Annotated in this window: 18 protein-coding genes; 8 read left to right on the plus strand and 10 right to left on the minus strand. The window is 69.5% G+C overall.

The annotated features are described in order from the left end of the window. Positions 1 to 9: 9 nt before the first annotated feature. Entirely contained in the window at positions 10 to 831 is an 822-nt protein-coding gene (locus ABZX02_RS42300; RefSeq protein ID WP_355307484.1) for a hypothetical protein, read from the minus strand. Positions 832 to 921: 90 nt separating this feature from the next. Continuing rightward, a complete protein-coding gene (locus ABZX02_RS42305; protein ID WP_355307486.1) occupies positions 922 to 2,118 on the minus strand; it encodes an acyl-CoA dehydrogenase family protein in 1,197 nt (398 codons plus the stop codon). Between the two features lie 202 nt (positions 2,119 to 2,320). On the opposite strand from ABZX02_RS42305, the gene ABZX02_RS42310 reads away from it, so the two are divergent. Further along, entirely contained in the window at positions 2,321 to 2,683 is a 363-nt protein-coding gene (locus tag ABZX02_RS42310) for a DUF4190 domain-containing protein (protein WP_355307487.1), read from the plus strand. Positions 2,684 to 2,696: 13 nt separating this feature from the next. Here ABZX02_RS42310 and ABZX02_RS42315 read toward each other — a convergent pair whose 3' ends face one another. Next, positions 2,697 to 2,873, minus strand: coding sequence for a hypothetical protein (locus ABZX02_RS42315; RefSeq protein WP_355307489.1), 177 nt, complete (start codon positions 2,871 to 2,873; stop codon positions 2,697 to 2,699). Positions 2,874 to 3,020: 147 nt separating this feature from the next. Beyond that, positions 3,021 to 3,980 carry a CoA ester lyase gene (locus ABZX02_RS42320; protein ID WP_355307491.1) on the minus strand — a complete coding sequence of 320 codons (960 nt, stop codon included), beginning with the start codon at positions 3,978 to 3,980 and terminating at the stop codon, positions 3,021 to 3,023. A 110-nt stretch (positions 3,981 to 4,090) separates the two neighbouring features. Between ABZX02_RS42320 and ABZX02_RS42325 the strand changes: the two genes are divergently transcribed. The 5 genes from ABZX02_RS42325 to ABZX02_RS42345 are packed head-to-tail and all read left to right on the plus strand — an operon-like array spanning position 4,091 to position 7,461. Next, complete coding sequence (locus tag ABZX02_RS42325; protein WP_355307493.1) at positions 4,091 to 4,426, plus strand: hypothetical protein; 336 nt, start codon at positions 4,091 to 4,093, stop codon at positions 4,424 to 4,426. Continuing rightward, on the plus strand, positions 4,423 to 5,259 hold the full coding sequence (locus ABZX02_RS42330) for an aminoglycoside phosphotransferase family protein (protein ID WP_355307494.1): 837 nt from the start codon (positions 4,423 to 4,425) through the stop codon (positions 5,257 to 5,259). Before ABZX02_RS42325 ends, ABZX02_RS42330 begins: the two co-directional genes overlap by 4 nt. 15 nt (positions 5,260 to 5,274) lie before the next feature. Continuing rightward, positions 5,275 to 6,528 carry a CBS domain-containing protein gene (locus ABZX02_RS42335; protein ID WP_355307496.1) on the plus strand — a complete coding sequence of 418 codons (1,254 nt, stop codon included), beginning with the start codon at positions 5,275 to 5,277 and terminating at the stop codon, positions 6,526 to 6,528. Beyond that, positions 6,521 to 7,006, plus strand: coding sequence for a DUF1003 domain-containing protein (locus tag ABZX02_RS42340; protein ID WP_355307498.1), 486 nt, complete (start codon positions 6,521 to 6,523; stop codon positions 7,004 to 7,006). The genes ABZX02_RS42335 and ABZX02_RS42340 overlap by 8 nt, the downstream gene beginning before the upstream one ends. Continuing rightward, on the plus strand, positions 7,003 to 7,461 hold the full coding sequence (locus ABZX02_RS42345; RefSeq protein WP_355307500.1) for a hypothetical protein: 459 nt from the start codon (positions 7,003 to 7,005) through the stop codon (positions 7,459 to 7,461). Before ABZX02_RS42340 ends, ABZX02_RS42345 begins: the two co-directional genes overlap by 4 nt. Here the strand turns inward: ABZX02_RS42345 and ABZX02_RS42350 are convergent. Both ABZX02_RS42350 and ABZX02_RS42355 read right to left on the minus strand, forming a co-directional pair. Further along, positions 7,451 to 7,849, minus strand: a complete 399-nt coding sequence (locus tag ABZX02_RS42350; protein ID WP_355307502.1) for an NUDIX domain-containing protein — start codon at positions 7,847 to 7,849, stop codon at positions 7,451 to 7,453. The genes ABZX02_RS42345 and ABZX02_RS42350 overlap by 11 nt on opposite strands. After that, positions 7,846 to 8,313 carry a MarR family transcriptional regulator gene (locus tag ABZX02_RS42355; RefSeq protein WP_355307503.1) on the minus strand — a complete coding sequence of 156 codons (468 nt, stop codon included), beginning with the start codon at positions 8,311 to 8,313 and terminating at the stop codon, positions 7,846 to 7,848. The genes ABZX02_RS42350 and ABZX02_RS42355 overlap by 4 nt, the downstream gene beginning before the upstream one ends. 103 nt (positions 8,314 to 8,416) lie before the next feature. Here ABZX02_RS42355 and ABZX02_RS42360 point away from each other — a divergent pair, with 103 nt between their 5' ends. Continuing rightward, positions 8,417 to 9,562 (plus strand): P-loop NTPase, encoded by a 1,146-nt coding sequence (locus tag ABZX02_RS42360; protein ID WP_355307505.1) that lies wholly within the window; start codon positions 8,417 to 8,419, stop codon positions 9,560 to 9,562. A 65-nt stretch (positions 9,563 to 9,627) separates the two neighbouring features. On the opposite strand, the gene tatB is transcribed toward ABZX02_RS42360, so the two are convergent. From tatB to sigE, 4 genes are all read right to left on the minus strand, one after another. After that, a complete protein-coding gene (gene tatB / locus ABZX02_RS42365; protein WP_285643404.1) occupies positions 9,628 to 10,005 on the minus strand; it encodes a Sec-independent protein translocase protein TatB in 378 nt (125 codons plus the stop codon). Between the two features lie 17 nt (positions 10,006 to 10,022). Continuing rightward, positions 10,023 to 11,543, minus strand: coding sequence for a trypsin-like peptidase domain-containing protein (locus ABZX02_RS42370; protein WP_355307507.1), 1,521 nt, complete (start codon positions 11,541 to 11,543; stop codon positions 10,023 to 10,025). Positions 11,544 to 11,608: 65 nt separating this feature from the next. Continuing rightward, the gene (locus ABZX02_RS42375; protein WP_355307509.1) at positions 11,609 to 12,142 is read right to left on the minus strand and encodes a zf-HC2 domain-containing protein; all 534 of its coding nucleotides are present in this window, start codon (positions 12,140 to 12,142) and stop codon (positions 11,609 to 11,611) included. After that, on the minus strand, positions 12,139 to 12,720 hold the full coding sequence (sigE, locus tag ABZX02_RS42380; RefSeq protein ID WP_082374044.1) for an RNA polymerase sigma factor SigE: 582 nt from the start codon (positions 12,718 to 12,720) through the stop codon (positions 12,139 to 12,141). Before sigE ends, ABZX02_RS42375 begins: the two co-directional genes overlap by 4 nt. 219 nt (positions 12,721 to 12,939) lie before the next feature. Here sigE and ABZX02_RS42385 point away from each other — a divergent pair, with 219 nt between their 5' ends. Next, positions 12,940 to 13,572: an O-methyltransferase gene (locus ABZX02_RS42385; RefSeq protein WP_355307511.1), complete on the plus strand. Its 633-nt coding sequence runs from the start codon at positions 12,940 to 12,942 to the stop codon at positions 13,570 to 13,572. The last annotated feature ends 211 nt before the right edge of the window (positions 13,573 to 13,783 follow it).

Here is a 13,783-nt window from a genome sequence, read left to right on the forward strand (position 1 = left end):
GACGCCCCCTCAGTGCAGGACGGGCGAGAGGAACTCGGCCAGCTTCGCCACCACGTCCGGCGGCACCTCGTCCAGGTGCTCCGTGAGCTGCAAAAGTATGCGTCCGCCGCCCAGGTGCTCAACCGAGAAACACGGCGCCGTCGCGCACACCTCCTGCACGCCACCCAGAGTCGCGACCTGGCGAGGGCCGAGCAACGTCGCCCAGTGCGGCCCGCGCGCCAGTTCCGCCGCCATGAACAGGGATTCGTCCAGGCCGACGCCGACGGCGACCTCGTGCGCGGTCCGGACGCCGACGCGGTCCAGCGTGATCCAGCCGCCGCTCGCGCGCACCAGGCCGGCGCCCGACCTCAGGGCGGACAGCCACTCCTGTTGCACGGCATGGGAGATCCAGCCGGCGAACAGGGAGCGGGAGGCGGTGACGACGATCTGGTGCGGGAACGCCGGGTCGTCCTTCAGCAGGATCTCCGCGCACCAGCCGTCCTCGACGAGCGGGAGGCCCTGCGAGTCGAGCTGGACGAGCTGCACGCGCAGGAACGACGGGAGGTCCGCCAGGGCGGCGTGCCACGACTCCAGGGTGAACTCACCCGAGGAGAGCAGCAGGCGGGCGTAGCCCGGCGGGCCCCAGGGCGTGGTGTCGGAGGGGTGGTAGTCGCGCGCCACCGACACCAACTCCTCGACCGAGGCCGGGCAGAGCGGTGCGAGCAGGTCCGTGAACAGGGCGCCGAACCAGGTGGCCAGCGCGGGTCGGTCGACACCGGAGAACGAGTCCAGCTCCAGGCGGACCACGTGCGGCGGCGACACAGGTCTCGGAAGCGTCAGATCTGTGCTCAAAGTGAGCGAACCTTATGACTTGCGCGCAGAAACCGTTAGGGGCCAGTCCCGTGAAAGATTGGCCCCTAACGGGTTAATGCCGTAGTTCGTCTACCCGCGAGACTGGTAGTCGCGGAGCAGGCCCCGGCTGATGATCGTCTTCTGGATCTCCGAGGTGCCCTCGCCGATCAGCAGGAACGGGGCCTCGCGCATCAGGCGCTCGATCTCGTACTCCTTGGAGTAGCCGTAGCCGCCGTGGATGCGGAACGACTCCTGCGTCACCTCGGCGCAGTACTCGGAGGCGATGAGCTTCGCCATGCCGGCCTCGACGTCGTTGCGCTGGCCCGAGTCCTTCAGCCGCGCCGCGTTCACCATCATCAGGTGCGCGGCCTCGACCTTGGTCGCCATCTCGGCGAGCTTGAACGCGATGGCCTGGTGCTCGGCGATGGCCTTGCCGAACGTCCTGCGCTGCTGGGAGTACTCGATCGCGAGCTCGAAGGCGCGGATCGCGATGCCGCACGCGCGGGCGGCCACGTTCACGCGGCCCACCTCGACGCCGTCCATCATGTGGCGGAAGCCCTGGCCGGACTGCCCGCCGAGGATCTGGTCGGCCGCGATCTCGAAGCCGTCGAACACCATCTCGGTGGTGTCGACGCCCTTGTAGCCCATCTTGTCGATCTTGCCGGGAATGGTGAGGCCGGGCACGACCTCGCCGTAGCCCTCGGGCTTCTCCACCAGGAACGTCGTGAGGTTCTGGTGCGGCTTGTCCGCGCCCTCGTCCGTCTTCACCAGCACGGCGGTGAGGTTCGAGGTGCCACCGTTGGTCAGCCACATCTTCTGGCCGTTGATCGTGTAGCCGTCTCCGGACTTCACGGCCCGCGTGCGGATCGCGGCGACGTCGGAGCCGAGCTCGGGCTCGGACATGGAGAACGAGCCGCGCACCTCGCCCGCGGCCATCCGCGGCAGGTACTTCTCCTTCTGCTCGGGCGTGCCGTGCTGCTTGAGCATGTGCGCCACGATGAAGTGCGTGTTGATGACGCCGGAGACGCTCATCCAGCCGCGCGCGATCTGCTCGACGACGAGCGCGTAGGTCAGCAGGGATTCGCCGAGGCCGCCGAACTCCTCCGGGATCGTCAGCCCGAAGAGTCCCATCTCCTTCATGCCGTCGACGATGTCGGCGGGGTAGGTGTCGCCGTGTTCCAGCGTCTGGGCGTGCGGGATGATCTCCTTGTCCACGAACGTGCGTACGGTCGCGAGGATTTCTTCCTGGACGTCCGTGAGACCCGCGGTCTGGGCGAGGCGCGCCATCGCACTTCCCTTCCAAGGCTTTGGTTACCGGCGAGTATGGACCGGTTAACGCTCGTTCGCGACCGTGGTGTGCTCTCCGCAACAACGCGCGCGCCCGCTGTACCGAAACAGCACCCCTGACAGGTGTAATCGCACACCCACACGCGACGAACTCAAGAGCGGGACCTTAAGATCCGCGCTCAAACTCCTAGGGGGACTCGCGATGACGTACGACCCGTACAACCCGAAGCAATCAGGTGATCCGTACGGCCAGCAGCCGCCGCCCTACGGCGCTCAGCAGCCGATGTACGGCTACGGCTACCCGCCGCCGCCCCCGAAGCAGCAGACCAACGCGATCCTGGCGCTGGTGCTGTCGCTCGTCGGGCTCGCCACCTGCGGCGCGACCGCGATCGTCGGCGTCATCTTCGGGCACATCGCGATGGGGAAGATCAAGCGCGGGGAGGAGGACGGTCACGGGATGGCGCTCGCCGGCATCATCATCGGCTACGTCGTGATCGTCGGATACCTGCTGCTGGCGGCCCTGTACATCTTCGCGATCGTGGCGGCGGTCAACAGCGGTTACTGATCCGGGGCCGAACTCAGCCCGCGAGGGCGATCTCCAGTTCGCCACCGCAGTGGCGGCAGACGTCGGCGAACACGTGGACGTCGGCGGCGCATCCGGGGCAGCTGCGGAAGCTGCGCTCGAGCAGGTCGTCCTCGCGGCGTTTGAAGAGCCGCAACCGTCTGCTCGCCTTGCCGTTACTCGAACGTGACATGCCGAAGAGCATGCCCCCACACCGGGGCTTGATCGCAAACTTCGGTGACGGATTGTGCGCCAGTTCACCAGTTTCGAACGCAACCTGTGACGGTCGAACACGTCCAGTGACATTCGGCGTGAAATGGCGCACAATCCGTAACGGAGATCAGTCCTCCGGCGGCGTCCACACGTTCGCGCGCGACATGCCCGCGGCACGCCCCTTGCCGGAGATCACCAACGCCATCTTGCGCGACGCCTCGTCGATCATCTCGTCGCCGAGCATCACCGCGCCGCGCTTGCCGCCCGCCTCGGACGTGTAGAACTCGTACGCGTCGAGGATGTTCTCGGCGTGGTCGTAGTCGTCCTGCTTCGGGCTGAAGACCTCGTTGGCCGCCTCGATCTGGCCGGGGTGCAGCACCCACTTGCCGTCGAAGCCGAGCGCCGCGGACCGGCCGGCGACGCGCTTGTAGCCGTCCACGTCGCGGATCTGCAGGTAGGGGCCGTCGATGGCCTGCTTGTCGTGGGCGCGCGCGGCCATCAGGATCCGCATCAGGATGTAGTGGTAGGCGTCGCCGACGTCGTAGCCCGGCGGCTGCTCACCGACCACGAGCGACTTCATGTTGATCGACGCCATGAAGTCGGCCGGGCCGAAGATGATCGTCTCGACGCGCGAGGACGCGGTGGCGATCGCGTTGACGTTGTTCAGGCCCAGGGCGTTCTCGATCTGCGCCTCGATGCCGATCTTGCCGACCTCGTAGCCCATGGTCTTCTCGATCTGGGTGAGCAGGAAGTCGAGCGCGACGACCTGCTCCGGCGTCTGCACCTTCGGCAGCATGATGCAGTCGAGGTTCGCGCCGGCGCCCTCGACGACCTCGGTGACGTCGCGGTAGGTCCACTCCGTCGTCCAGTCGTTGACGCGCACCACGCGGGCCTTGTCGCCCCAGCCGCCCTCGTTGAGCGAGGCGACGATGGTCTTGCGGGCATCGGGCTTCGCCAGCGGGGCGCAGGCGTCCTCCAGGTCCAGGAACACCTGGTCCGCCGGCAGCGTGCGCGCCTTGTCGATCATCTTCTGGCTCGAGCCGGGAACCGCCAGACACGAGCGTCGGGGGCGCTGCTGGTCGACCACTGGAGTACCTCCTCGTACCGGCCGGTAACTATGAGCGCCACAGTGGCACGCATCATCTCCGGGCGCATATTCGCTGAGTCCCGTTTCACAGACCCTGGCACTCTTGACCGGTGGAGATCACGCGAATCCTTGACGCGGCGCTGCGGAAAGCGGCCGCCGTGTGGATCACCTCACCCGGTCACGAACCCCGTCTCGTGCACGCGCACTGGCGCGCCGACGCGTTGTGGGTCATCTCCGGCGGCACCGAACCGGTCGCGCCCCTGAGCGACGGCGCACAGGTCACCGTCACCGTCCGCTCCCCCAGCACGCACTCGCACCTCGTCGACGCGCCCGCCGTCGCGCACCTGACCGAGCCCGACGACGAGACGGCGCAGGCGCTGAAGACCGCCCGGCTCAACACCAAACCGGAGTGGGATGCCGTGTACCGCCTGGAGTTCAGCTCGTGATCACCGTCCCGGAAGGTTTCGGCGAAGGCCTCGGCGACGGGGCCGACGAGTGGGTCGCGAAGCTGCCGAAGCTCGCCACCAAGGCGTGCGCGCGCTGGCGGTTGACGCCGGACGGCCCGCTGATGAACGGGTTCTGCGCGGTCGTGCTGCCGGTGCGGCAGGCCGACGGGCACCCGGCGGTGCTGAAGCTGACCTGGGTCGACCGGGAGACCGAGCAGGAACCGCTCGCCCTGCGGACCTACGACGGTGACGGCGCCGTCCTGCTGCTCGACCACGACGAGGAACTCGGCGCGCTCCTGCTGGAACGCCTGGACCACACGCACTCGTTGCTCGACGAGCCGATCGAGGAGGCCGTCGGCGTGATCGGCTCGCTGCTGCGCCGCCACCGGCACCTCGAAGCGCCCGCCGGGATCCACCGGTTCGCGAGCCACGTCGTGGACCACCCCGCTGTGCCGCGCCGGTTGCTGGACGCCGCGCGCGAGGTGGCCACCCGGCCGATGGGCACCGCCCTGGTCAACGCCGACCTGCACTACGAGAACGTGCTGCGCGGCGACCGCGAACCGTGGTTGATGATCGATCCGAAACCGCTGTCGGGCGACCCGGAGCGGTGCGTGCTGCCGTTGCTGTGGAACAGGTTCGACGAGATGGACGGCCGCAAGGGCCTGACCGACCGGTTTCTCGCGTTGTGCGACGCGGGCGAGCTGGACGTGGCGAAGGCACGGGACTGGACGCTGTACCGGGCCGTCGCCAACTGGACCTGGTGCCTGGAAGAAGACATGGAGGACGATGCGGCGATCTGCGCCGAGATCGCCGGGTGGGCGGCCAGAACGTGATCTAGCCTGGACTTCGTGGTGGCTGTGAACCGGATCTACATCGCCCAGCTGGCCGGACTTCCCGTCTTCGGCCCCGACGGCGAACCCGTCGGCAAGGCCCGCGACGTCGTGATCAGCCTCCGCATCGACCGGCAGCCGCCGCGCGTGCTCGGCATGGTCGTCGAGCTGGTGACGCGCCGGCGGATCTTCGTGCCGATGCTGCGGCTCACCTCGATCGAGCCGAACGCCGTGACGCTCGCGACCGGGTCGGTGAACCTGCGGCCGTTCCACCAGCGCGTCAACGAGGTCCTGGTGATCGGCGAACTGCTCGACGCCAAGATCCAGCTGGAGGACGGCGGCACGGCCGTGGTCGTGGACGCCGCGATGGAGCTGACCCGCACCCGCGACTGGCGGATGGTCCGCGTCGCCGGGCGCGAGCGCACCGGCCGGTTCAGCCTCAAGGGCCCCGTGCAGGTGTGGCGCTGGGAGGACGTCAGCGGGCTGAGCGTCAACGAGATCGCGGGCCAGCCGCAGGGCGCGCAGCAGCTCGTCGCGGTCTTCGAGGGCATGCGCGCGGCCGACGTCGCGAACGCCCTGCACGAGCTGCCGCCCAAGCGCCGCCACGAGGTCGCCGACGCGCTGGACGACGAACGGCTCGCGGACGTGATCGAGGAACTGTCCGAAGAGGACCAGAAGGACGTCCTGTCGCACCTGGACGAGGAACGCGCCGCGGACATCCTGGAGGCGATGAACCCGGACGACGCGGCCGACCTGCTCGGCGAGCTCGCCGAGGGCACCAAGGACCGCCTGCTCGAACTGATGGAACCCGAGGAGTCCGAACCGGTCCGGCGCCTGCTCGAGTACTCGTTCGACACGGCCGGCGGTCTGATGACCCCGGAGCCGATCATCCTCACCCCGGACGCGACGATCGCGGAAGCGTTGGCACGGGTGCGAAATCCCGACCTCACGCCAGCGCTGGCGTCGATGGTCTTCGTGTGCCGCTCGCCCTCCGCGACCCCGACCGGCCGCTACCTCGGCTGCGTGCACATCCAGCGGCTGCTGCGCGAACCGCCGTTCGACCTCGTCGCCGGCGTGCTCGACACGAGCATGGCGTTCCTGTCACCGAACGCCTCGCTGAGCGATGTCACGCGCTACTTCGCCACCTACAACCTGGTGTGCGCCCCGGTGCTCGACGAGGCCGAGCACCTGCTCGGCGCCGTCACCGTGGACGACGTGCTGGACCACCTGCTGCCGGACAACTGGCGCGAGACGGGACTGAGCCATGCCTGAACTGCTGCCCCGGCGCAGACTCGACCAGCCGCGCGGCCCCCGCGGCTTCCGGTTCTCGATCGACCCGGACACGTTCGGCCAGTTCTCGGAACGGCTCGCGCGTTTCCTCGGCACCGGCAAGTTCCTGTTCTGGCAGACGCTGATCGTCGTCGCGTGGATCGCGGTGAACCTCGCGGCCGTGTCGCTGCGCTGGGACCCGTACCCGTTCATCCTGCTCAACCTGGCCTTCTCGACGCAGGCCGCGTACGCCGCGCCGTTGATCCTGCTCGCGCAGAACCGGCAGGACGACCGGGACCGCGTGTCGCTCGAGGAGGACCGGTCGCGGGCGGCGCAGACCAAGGCGGACACCGAGTACCTGGCGCGGGAGTTGGCGGCGGTGCGGCTCGCGCTCGGCGAGGTGGCGACGCGCGACTTCATCCGCGGCGAGCTGGAGAAGCTCGTGAAGGAGCAGAACAACCTGAAGAAGGTCAGGCCGTGACCGTCGAGGAGTTCCGAGATCTGGTCGCGGCGTGGCACGTGAACGACGCCACGCACGCCGACATCGTGCTCGCGGCCTGCGAGCTGGTGGTCGCGGGCATCGACGGGCCTGCCGTCAGCGCGCTGGCCGGGGCCTCCCTCAGACACGCGTGGGAAGAGGTACCGCCGCTGATGGAGGACGCGCTGCGGGAGCTGGGGCTCGACCACTTCGAGCACGGCAGCGACGGCGGCAGGGTGGAGGGGCTGCGGTCGATGGTCCGGCGCGCGCTCGCCGGGGGGACGACACCGCGGGAGTTCGCGCACCGGGTGCACCAGCGGTTCAGCCACGACCTGCCGGAAGCGGAGGAGCTGGCGGAGTTGCACGACTGCTACGAAACGCTGGAGTACTACGCGGACCTGACCGCGGCCGACCTGGACGCACAGGTGCTGGCGGAGATGCGGCGGCTCACGGCCTGACCTGTCCGCTCGCGACCAGGTCGTCCAAGACCTCGTGGATCGCGGGAGCGGTCTCGGCGTGCTCGCGGTACTCGCCGCGGGTCACGTAGGTCAGTTCGGCGATCTCGCTCGTGGGCGCCGGCGTGCCGCGCAGCGTTGCGGTGAAGCAGGTCATGTCGACGATCGCGCCTTCGCCCTCGCCGTACGCCGGGGCGACGTAGCGCCGGAGCTCCGCGGGGTCGTCCAGTTCGACGCCGAGTTCCTCCCGGACCTCCCTGCGCAGGGCGTCCTCGCCGGATTCACCGGGCTCGATCTTGCCGCCGGGCAGGTAGAAGGCCTTCTTGTTGCGTGAGCGCACAACGAGGAGGCGGCCAGCCTCGACGTGCACAAGTCCCACCACCACGATCACGGGAGCACGTCGTCCGCGGCCAAGCGGTCACAGGTGCGGCCGAACGCCTCGAGCTCACCGGGGCCGAAGCTCTCCCCGAAGTGCTCGGCGACGCCGGCGAGGTGGGTGGCGGAAGCACTGCGCAGACGTTCGGCGCCGAGCGGTGTGAGCACGGCCACGATGCCGCGTCCGTCACCATCGGCGCGTTCCCGACCGACGAGTCCGGCCCGTTCCAAACGGTCCACCAGGCGGGTCACGCCCGAGCGGGACAGCAGGACGGCATCGGCGAGTTCGGTCATGCGCATGCGCATGGAAGGCGTCTCGGCCAGTTGAACCAGCACGTCGTACGCCGCGAGCGATAGGCGCTGCTCAGCAATCAGTTCGGCCTCGAGGACCCTCGTGATCCGTGCATGCGCGCGGAGGAACGATCGCCACACCCCGAGCTCGACACGGGTGGGCAACCGGGAACTACCCGATTCCGGCACGGGCGTCGATGTTACGGACAGCGTCCCCGTGGCTACGACCTGGGCCTGTCGTGGAAAGTGACCGGCCGGTAGGACTGGTGCGAACCGGACGTAGCATGGATCGGTGACCACCACGCAGCCCCTCCCCACGGTCGACGACGTCCGCAAGGCGCTCGCCGGTGTGCAGGACCCCGAGATCCGCCGCCCGATCACCGAGATCGGCATGGTCAAGGACGTCGAGGTCGGCGCGGACGGCGCCGTGGTCGTGGGCATCTTCCTGACGGTCGCGGGCTGCCCGATGCGGGACAAGATCACCAAGGACGTCACCGCGGCCGTGCAGGCGCTGGACGGCGTCGCGTCCGTGCGCGTCGACCTGGACGTGATGAGCGACGCCCAGCGCACCGAGTTGCGCAAGACGCTGCGCGGCGGCACCGAGGAGCCGGTCATCCCGTTCGCCCAGCCGGGCTCGCTGACGCGCGTGTACTGCGTCGCGTCCGGCAAGGGCGGCGTCGGCAAGTCGTCGGTGACGGTCAACCTGGCCGTGGCGATGGCCGCGCGCGGGCTGTCGGTCGGCATCGTCGACGCGGACATCTACGGTCACTCGATCCCGCGCATGCTCGGCGCCGACGGCAAGCCCACCCAGGTCGAGAAGATGATCATGCCGCCGCAGTCGCACGGCGTGAAGGTCATCTCGATCGGCATGTTCACGCCGGGCAACACCCCGGTCGTGTGGCGCGGCCCGATGCTGCACCGCGCGCTGCAGCAGTTCCTCGCGGACGTGTTCTGGGGCGACCTGGACGTGCTGCTGCTCGACCTGCCGCCCGGCACCGGTGACGTGGCGATCTCCGTCGCCCAGCTCGTGCCGAACGCCGAGATCCTGGTCGTGACGACGCCGCAGCAGGCCGCCGCCGAGGTGGCGGAACGGGCCGGGTCGATCGCGCTGCAGACGCGGCAGCGGATCGCCGGCGTCATCGAGAACATGTCGTGGCTGGAGATGCCCGACGGGTCGCGCATGGAGGTCTTCGGCTCCGGTGGCGGCGAGGCCGTGGCGGAGTCGCTGACGAAGGCGATCGGGTCCGACGTGCCACTGCTCGGCCAGGTGCCGCTCGACCCGCGCCTGCGGGAGAACGGCGACACGGGCACGCCGATCGTGCAGGCGGTGCCGGACTCGGCCGCCGCGCAGGTGCTGTCCGAGGTGGCGAAGAAGCTGTCGGTGCGGTCTCGCGGTCTCGCGGGCCGGTTGCTGAACGTGTCGCCCGCCGGCCGCTAGCAACTCTCAGACAACGCATGAGGGGTCCCTCCGCAGCGGAGGGACCCCTCATGGCGTTCAGGAACTCAGGTGGCGTCCGGGTCGTACGGCGGGCGCTCCCCCGGTGCCAGCGGGCGCTGTTCCTGCACCGGCGGCGTCGACGGGGTCGGGTAGCCGTTCGACTTCGTCGTGGGCTCGGGGTCCTCGAAGAGGTGCTTGGTGACGGCGCGCTTCGGGTCGAAGTTGCGCAGTTCCCGGAGGTCCTCCAGAGGCTTGCGGAGCGACTCGAACTCCGGCCCCATCTCCTGCTTGAGCTGTTCGCGTGCGCCGGTCGCGTACTCGCGGACCTGCCTCACCGTCTTGCCCAGCCAGGCCGCGGCCGAGGGCAGGCGTTCGGGGCCCAGGATGAAGAGACCCGCGACGACGATGATGAGGATCTCTACCCATCCGATGCTGTCGAACACGGGCCCCAGCCTACTTGTCAGTCGCTCTTGAGGGTTACGTCGAGTTTCAGCTCACGGCCCTGGCGCGCAAGGGTTACCTGCACCGTTTGGCCGATTTCGTGCTCCCTGACCGCGACGACCAGTTCGGCGGCGTTGCGGACCATGCGGTTGCCGACCTTCGTGATGACGTCGCCCTCCTGGATGCCGGCGGCCGCCGCGGCGCCGCCCGCGGGGACGTTCTGCACCTGGGCGCCCTCGGAGGTCTCGGCGGACACGGACTTCACGTTGATGTTCATGTCCGCGTGCTTGACCTGGCCGTTGCGGATCAGCTCCTGGCTGATCTTGCGGGCCTGGTTGCCGGAGATCGCGAAGCCGAGGCCCACGGAGCCGCCGGTCTCGGTGCGGATCGACGAGTTGATGCCGATCAGGGCGCCGCGCGAGTCGACCAGCGCGCCGCCCGAGTTGCCCGGGTTGATGGCGGCGTCGGTCTGGATCGCGTCGTAGGTGACCTGGGGGCCGCCGTTCTCACCCGCCGCGGTGACCGGGCGGTGCAGGGCGGAGACGATGCCCTCGGTGACGGTGTTGGACAGCTGCAGCGGCGAGCCGATGGCGATCACGCTGTCGCCGACCTGCAGTTCGTCGGAGTTGCCGAACTGCAGGACGGTCGGGTTGGTGACCTCGACCTTGATCACGGCCAGGTCGGTCTTCGGGTCGCGGCCGACGACGCGGGCCGCGGCGCGGGTGCCGTCGGTGAAGACGGCGCTCAGCTTCGCCGAGGAGTCCTGGGCGGCCGGGGCGACGACGTGGTCGTTCGTGAGGATGTAGCCGCCGGCCTCGATCACGACGCCGGAGCCGACGCCCGCGACGTTCGCTCCCTTGAACTCGATCGAGACGACGCTCGGCGTCACGCGCTTCGCGATGTCCGAGATCGACCCGGCCGGGCGTTCCTTGCCCTCCTCGACCTCGGCGAGGGTGACCGTCGAGTCGGTGAGGGGGTTGCCCGCGCGGCCGATCAGCCAGCCGACGAGACCGCCGACGGCGCCGAGCACGAGGGCGACGGTGAGCAGCAGCGCGAGGGCCGTGGGCTTCACGCGGCGGCCGAAGAGCAGTTCGGGGACGCTCAGCTGCGGGCCGGGTCCGGGCCTGCGCTCGGGTTCGCCCGGCGGGTCCTCGCCGACGGCGGGCGGGCCGATGACGGCACCGGAGGCCGGGTCGCGCCACGGGTCGGCGGCGGGCTTGTCGTCCCAGAAGACCGGGTCGATGTCCGGGTCCGGGTCGGACGTGGGTTGCGGCGGCCGCTGCAACAACTCGGGGGAGCCCTGGCGGCCGAACGCCGTCACGAGGGACTCGGGCGGGGGCGGCGCGGACTGGAGCTGCGACACGGGCACGTCGCGCGAGGCGAACGCTCCGGCGACACCGTCCGGGCGGCCGAACGCGGTGGCGTACGCGGGGTCGACCGGCGGCTGCACCAGGGGCCGTGGCCGGAGCCTGCGGTGCGCTCCGTCGTCCACTCCGGAAACGGGTGTGGACGTCTGGCCGTTGGGCGACTGCTGGCTCATCTCTCCCCGAGTTTTCCGCTAGGAGTGCTGAACTACAGCGTGCCTCACGAACAGTGAAATGACTGTCAGGGGGTGGTCGCGAAGACCGCGCCGGCGTTCTGCGGCGCCGGGGCGGGCGCGGGGGCCTCGCCGCCGTCGGCCGTGGTGAACGCGAGGGCGCTCAGCAACATGCCGCTCACGACGACGCCAGCACCCTGACGGGCGCGGCGGCCGCTGAACCAGCCGTTGCTGCCCAGGGGTCTCGACGACCCCAGCACCGGACCCGAGCCGAACGCGGGCTTGTCGGTGCGCTGCACGGCCACGAACTGGCCGTCCTCGGTGATCGCGAGCCCGTCCGGAGCGGACGGCAGCTCCACCTCCTGCGGGATGGCACCCAACCTGTCCAGCAGCGACGCCGACGCCGTTGGCGCCGGAGCGGAGCGCACGACGGCGCGCGCCTGCTGCTGCGTGTAGGCCTCGAAGGCGCAGAAGCCGCAGCGCTGGATGTGCGCGGAGGCTCGTTCGTGGGCGGTCGAGGAAAGCTCCCCGTCCACGAACGCCACCACGGCATCCAGCGCGAGATGCTGCTCAGGCAGGCCCCAACCACGGAGGTCGGTCATGCAGAGTCCTCCAGCAACGATTCCTGACGACGGCGTTCGAGAGCGACCTTCAGGGCCTGGCGGCCCCGGTGGATCCTGCTCCTCACGGTACCCATCTTCACCCCGAGCGTGGCGCCGATCTCCTCGTAGGAGAGTCCTTCCACGTCGCAGAGCACGACCGCGGCGCGGAACTCCGGCGGGAGCTCGTCGAGCGCGGCCTGCAGGTCGGGGTCGAGGTGGTTCTCGTCGTAGATTTCCTCGGGGGACAGGTCGTCACCCTCGAGGCGGTCGTTGTCCTCGGGCAGCGCCTCCATGCGCACGCGGGAACGCCTGCGTGCCATGTCGAGGAAGAGGTTGGTGGTGATGCGGTGCAGCCACCCCTCGAAGGTGCCCGGCTTGTACGACGCGAGGGAGCGGAAGACGCGGATGAACGTCTCCTGCGTGAGGTCCTCGGCGTCGTGCTGGTTACCGGTCAAGCGGTACGCCAGCCGGTAGACCCTGTCCGCGTGCTCGCGGACGATGGCGTCCCACGAAGGCGGCGTCCAGTCGGCCGTCTCGATGGGCGCGACGGCCTCCGGCGAACTCGACTGCGTGCGCATCAGGTGTTTCGGCACCTCCATGTGGGCCGCCCGGCGACCCTTATGCGGCTCAACGGGCGACGGGTCCGGCTTGTTCCCGACTAGAGCCTGGCTTCTTGCTTCTGTACCTTCTCCTGCGCTCTTTAAACGATCGTGAGAGTGGGCTGAGAGCATCCTGAGAATCTCGGTTCGGGCCGCGTTCACCCGTTTTGGACACAGTTGGCACTAGCCTGCTAGACCGTGACCACGGAATCGGCCCTGCGGGAGTACGTCGAGCAGTACCTCCCCGAGGACGACGTGCACCTGGCGGCGCGAGCACGCGGCCAGGAACTGGGCTGCGTGCCCATCGGCGCGGGCGGAGGCGCCGCCCTGCGGTTCCTCGCGACCGCACTCCAGGCCCGCGCGGTGGTCGAGATCGGCACCGGAGCGGGCACCAGCGGCCTCTACCTCCTGGCGGGCATGCCGGCGTCCGGCATCCTGACCTCGATCGACGTGGACTCGGACCACCAGCGAGCGGCCCGCGAGGCCTACCGCGCGGCAGGCATCTCGCCGTCACGCACCCGCCTGATCATGGGCAAGGCACTCGACGTCCTCCCCCGGCTGACCGACGCGGCCTACGACCTCGTGTTCGTGGACGCCCACAAGCCCGAGTACCCGCAGTACCTGGAACACGGCGTGCGCATGCTCCGCCCCGGCGGCGTGATCGCGTTCGACAACGTGCTGTGGCACGGCGCCGTGGTGGACGCTGCGCAGCGCGACGAGTCGACGCAGGCGATGCGGGACATCGCGCGGCTGGTGAAGGAGGACACGCGCCTGGTGCCGGTCATCCTGCCGCTGGGCGACGGCCTGCTGGTGGCAGCGCGCAGGCCGTAGGCCAGGCGAGGCGGGCTGGCGGGACAAGCGCTCCCCCGCGAGGCCGAAGCCGCAGGCGAGGCGGCTGGCGGGCGTATCAAGCGAAGCCGAAGGCGAGCCGTCTTTAGCAAACGGCTTGGGCGGTGGGGTCCCATCACGAGTCGCGCCATAGCTCTTGCTGCACGTGAAGAGGGGTGTCAACTCGACACGCTTTTCGTCGAGTTGACACCCC

The sequence above is a fragment of the Lentzea sp. NPDC003310 genome (genome assembly GCF_040610935.1).
Taxonomy (GTDB): domain Bacteria; phylum Actinomycetota; class Actinomycetes; order Mycobacteriales; family Pseudonocardiaceae; genus Lentzea.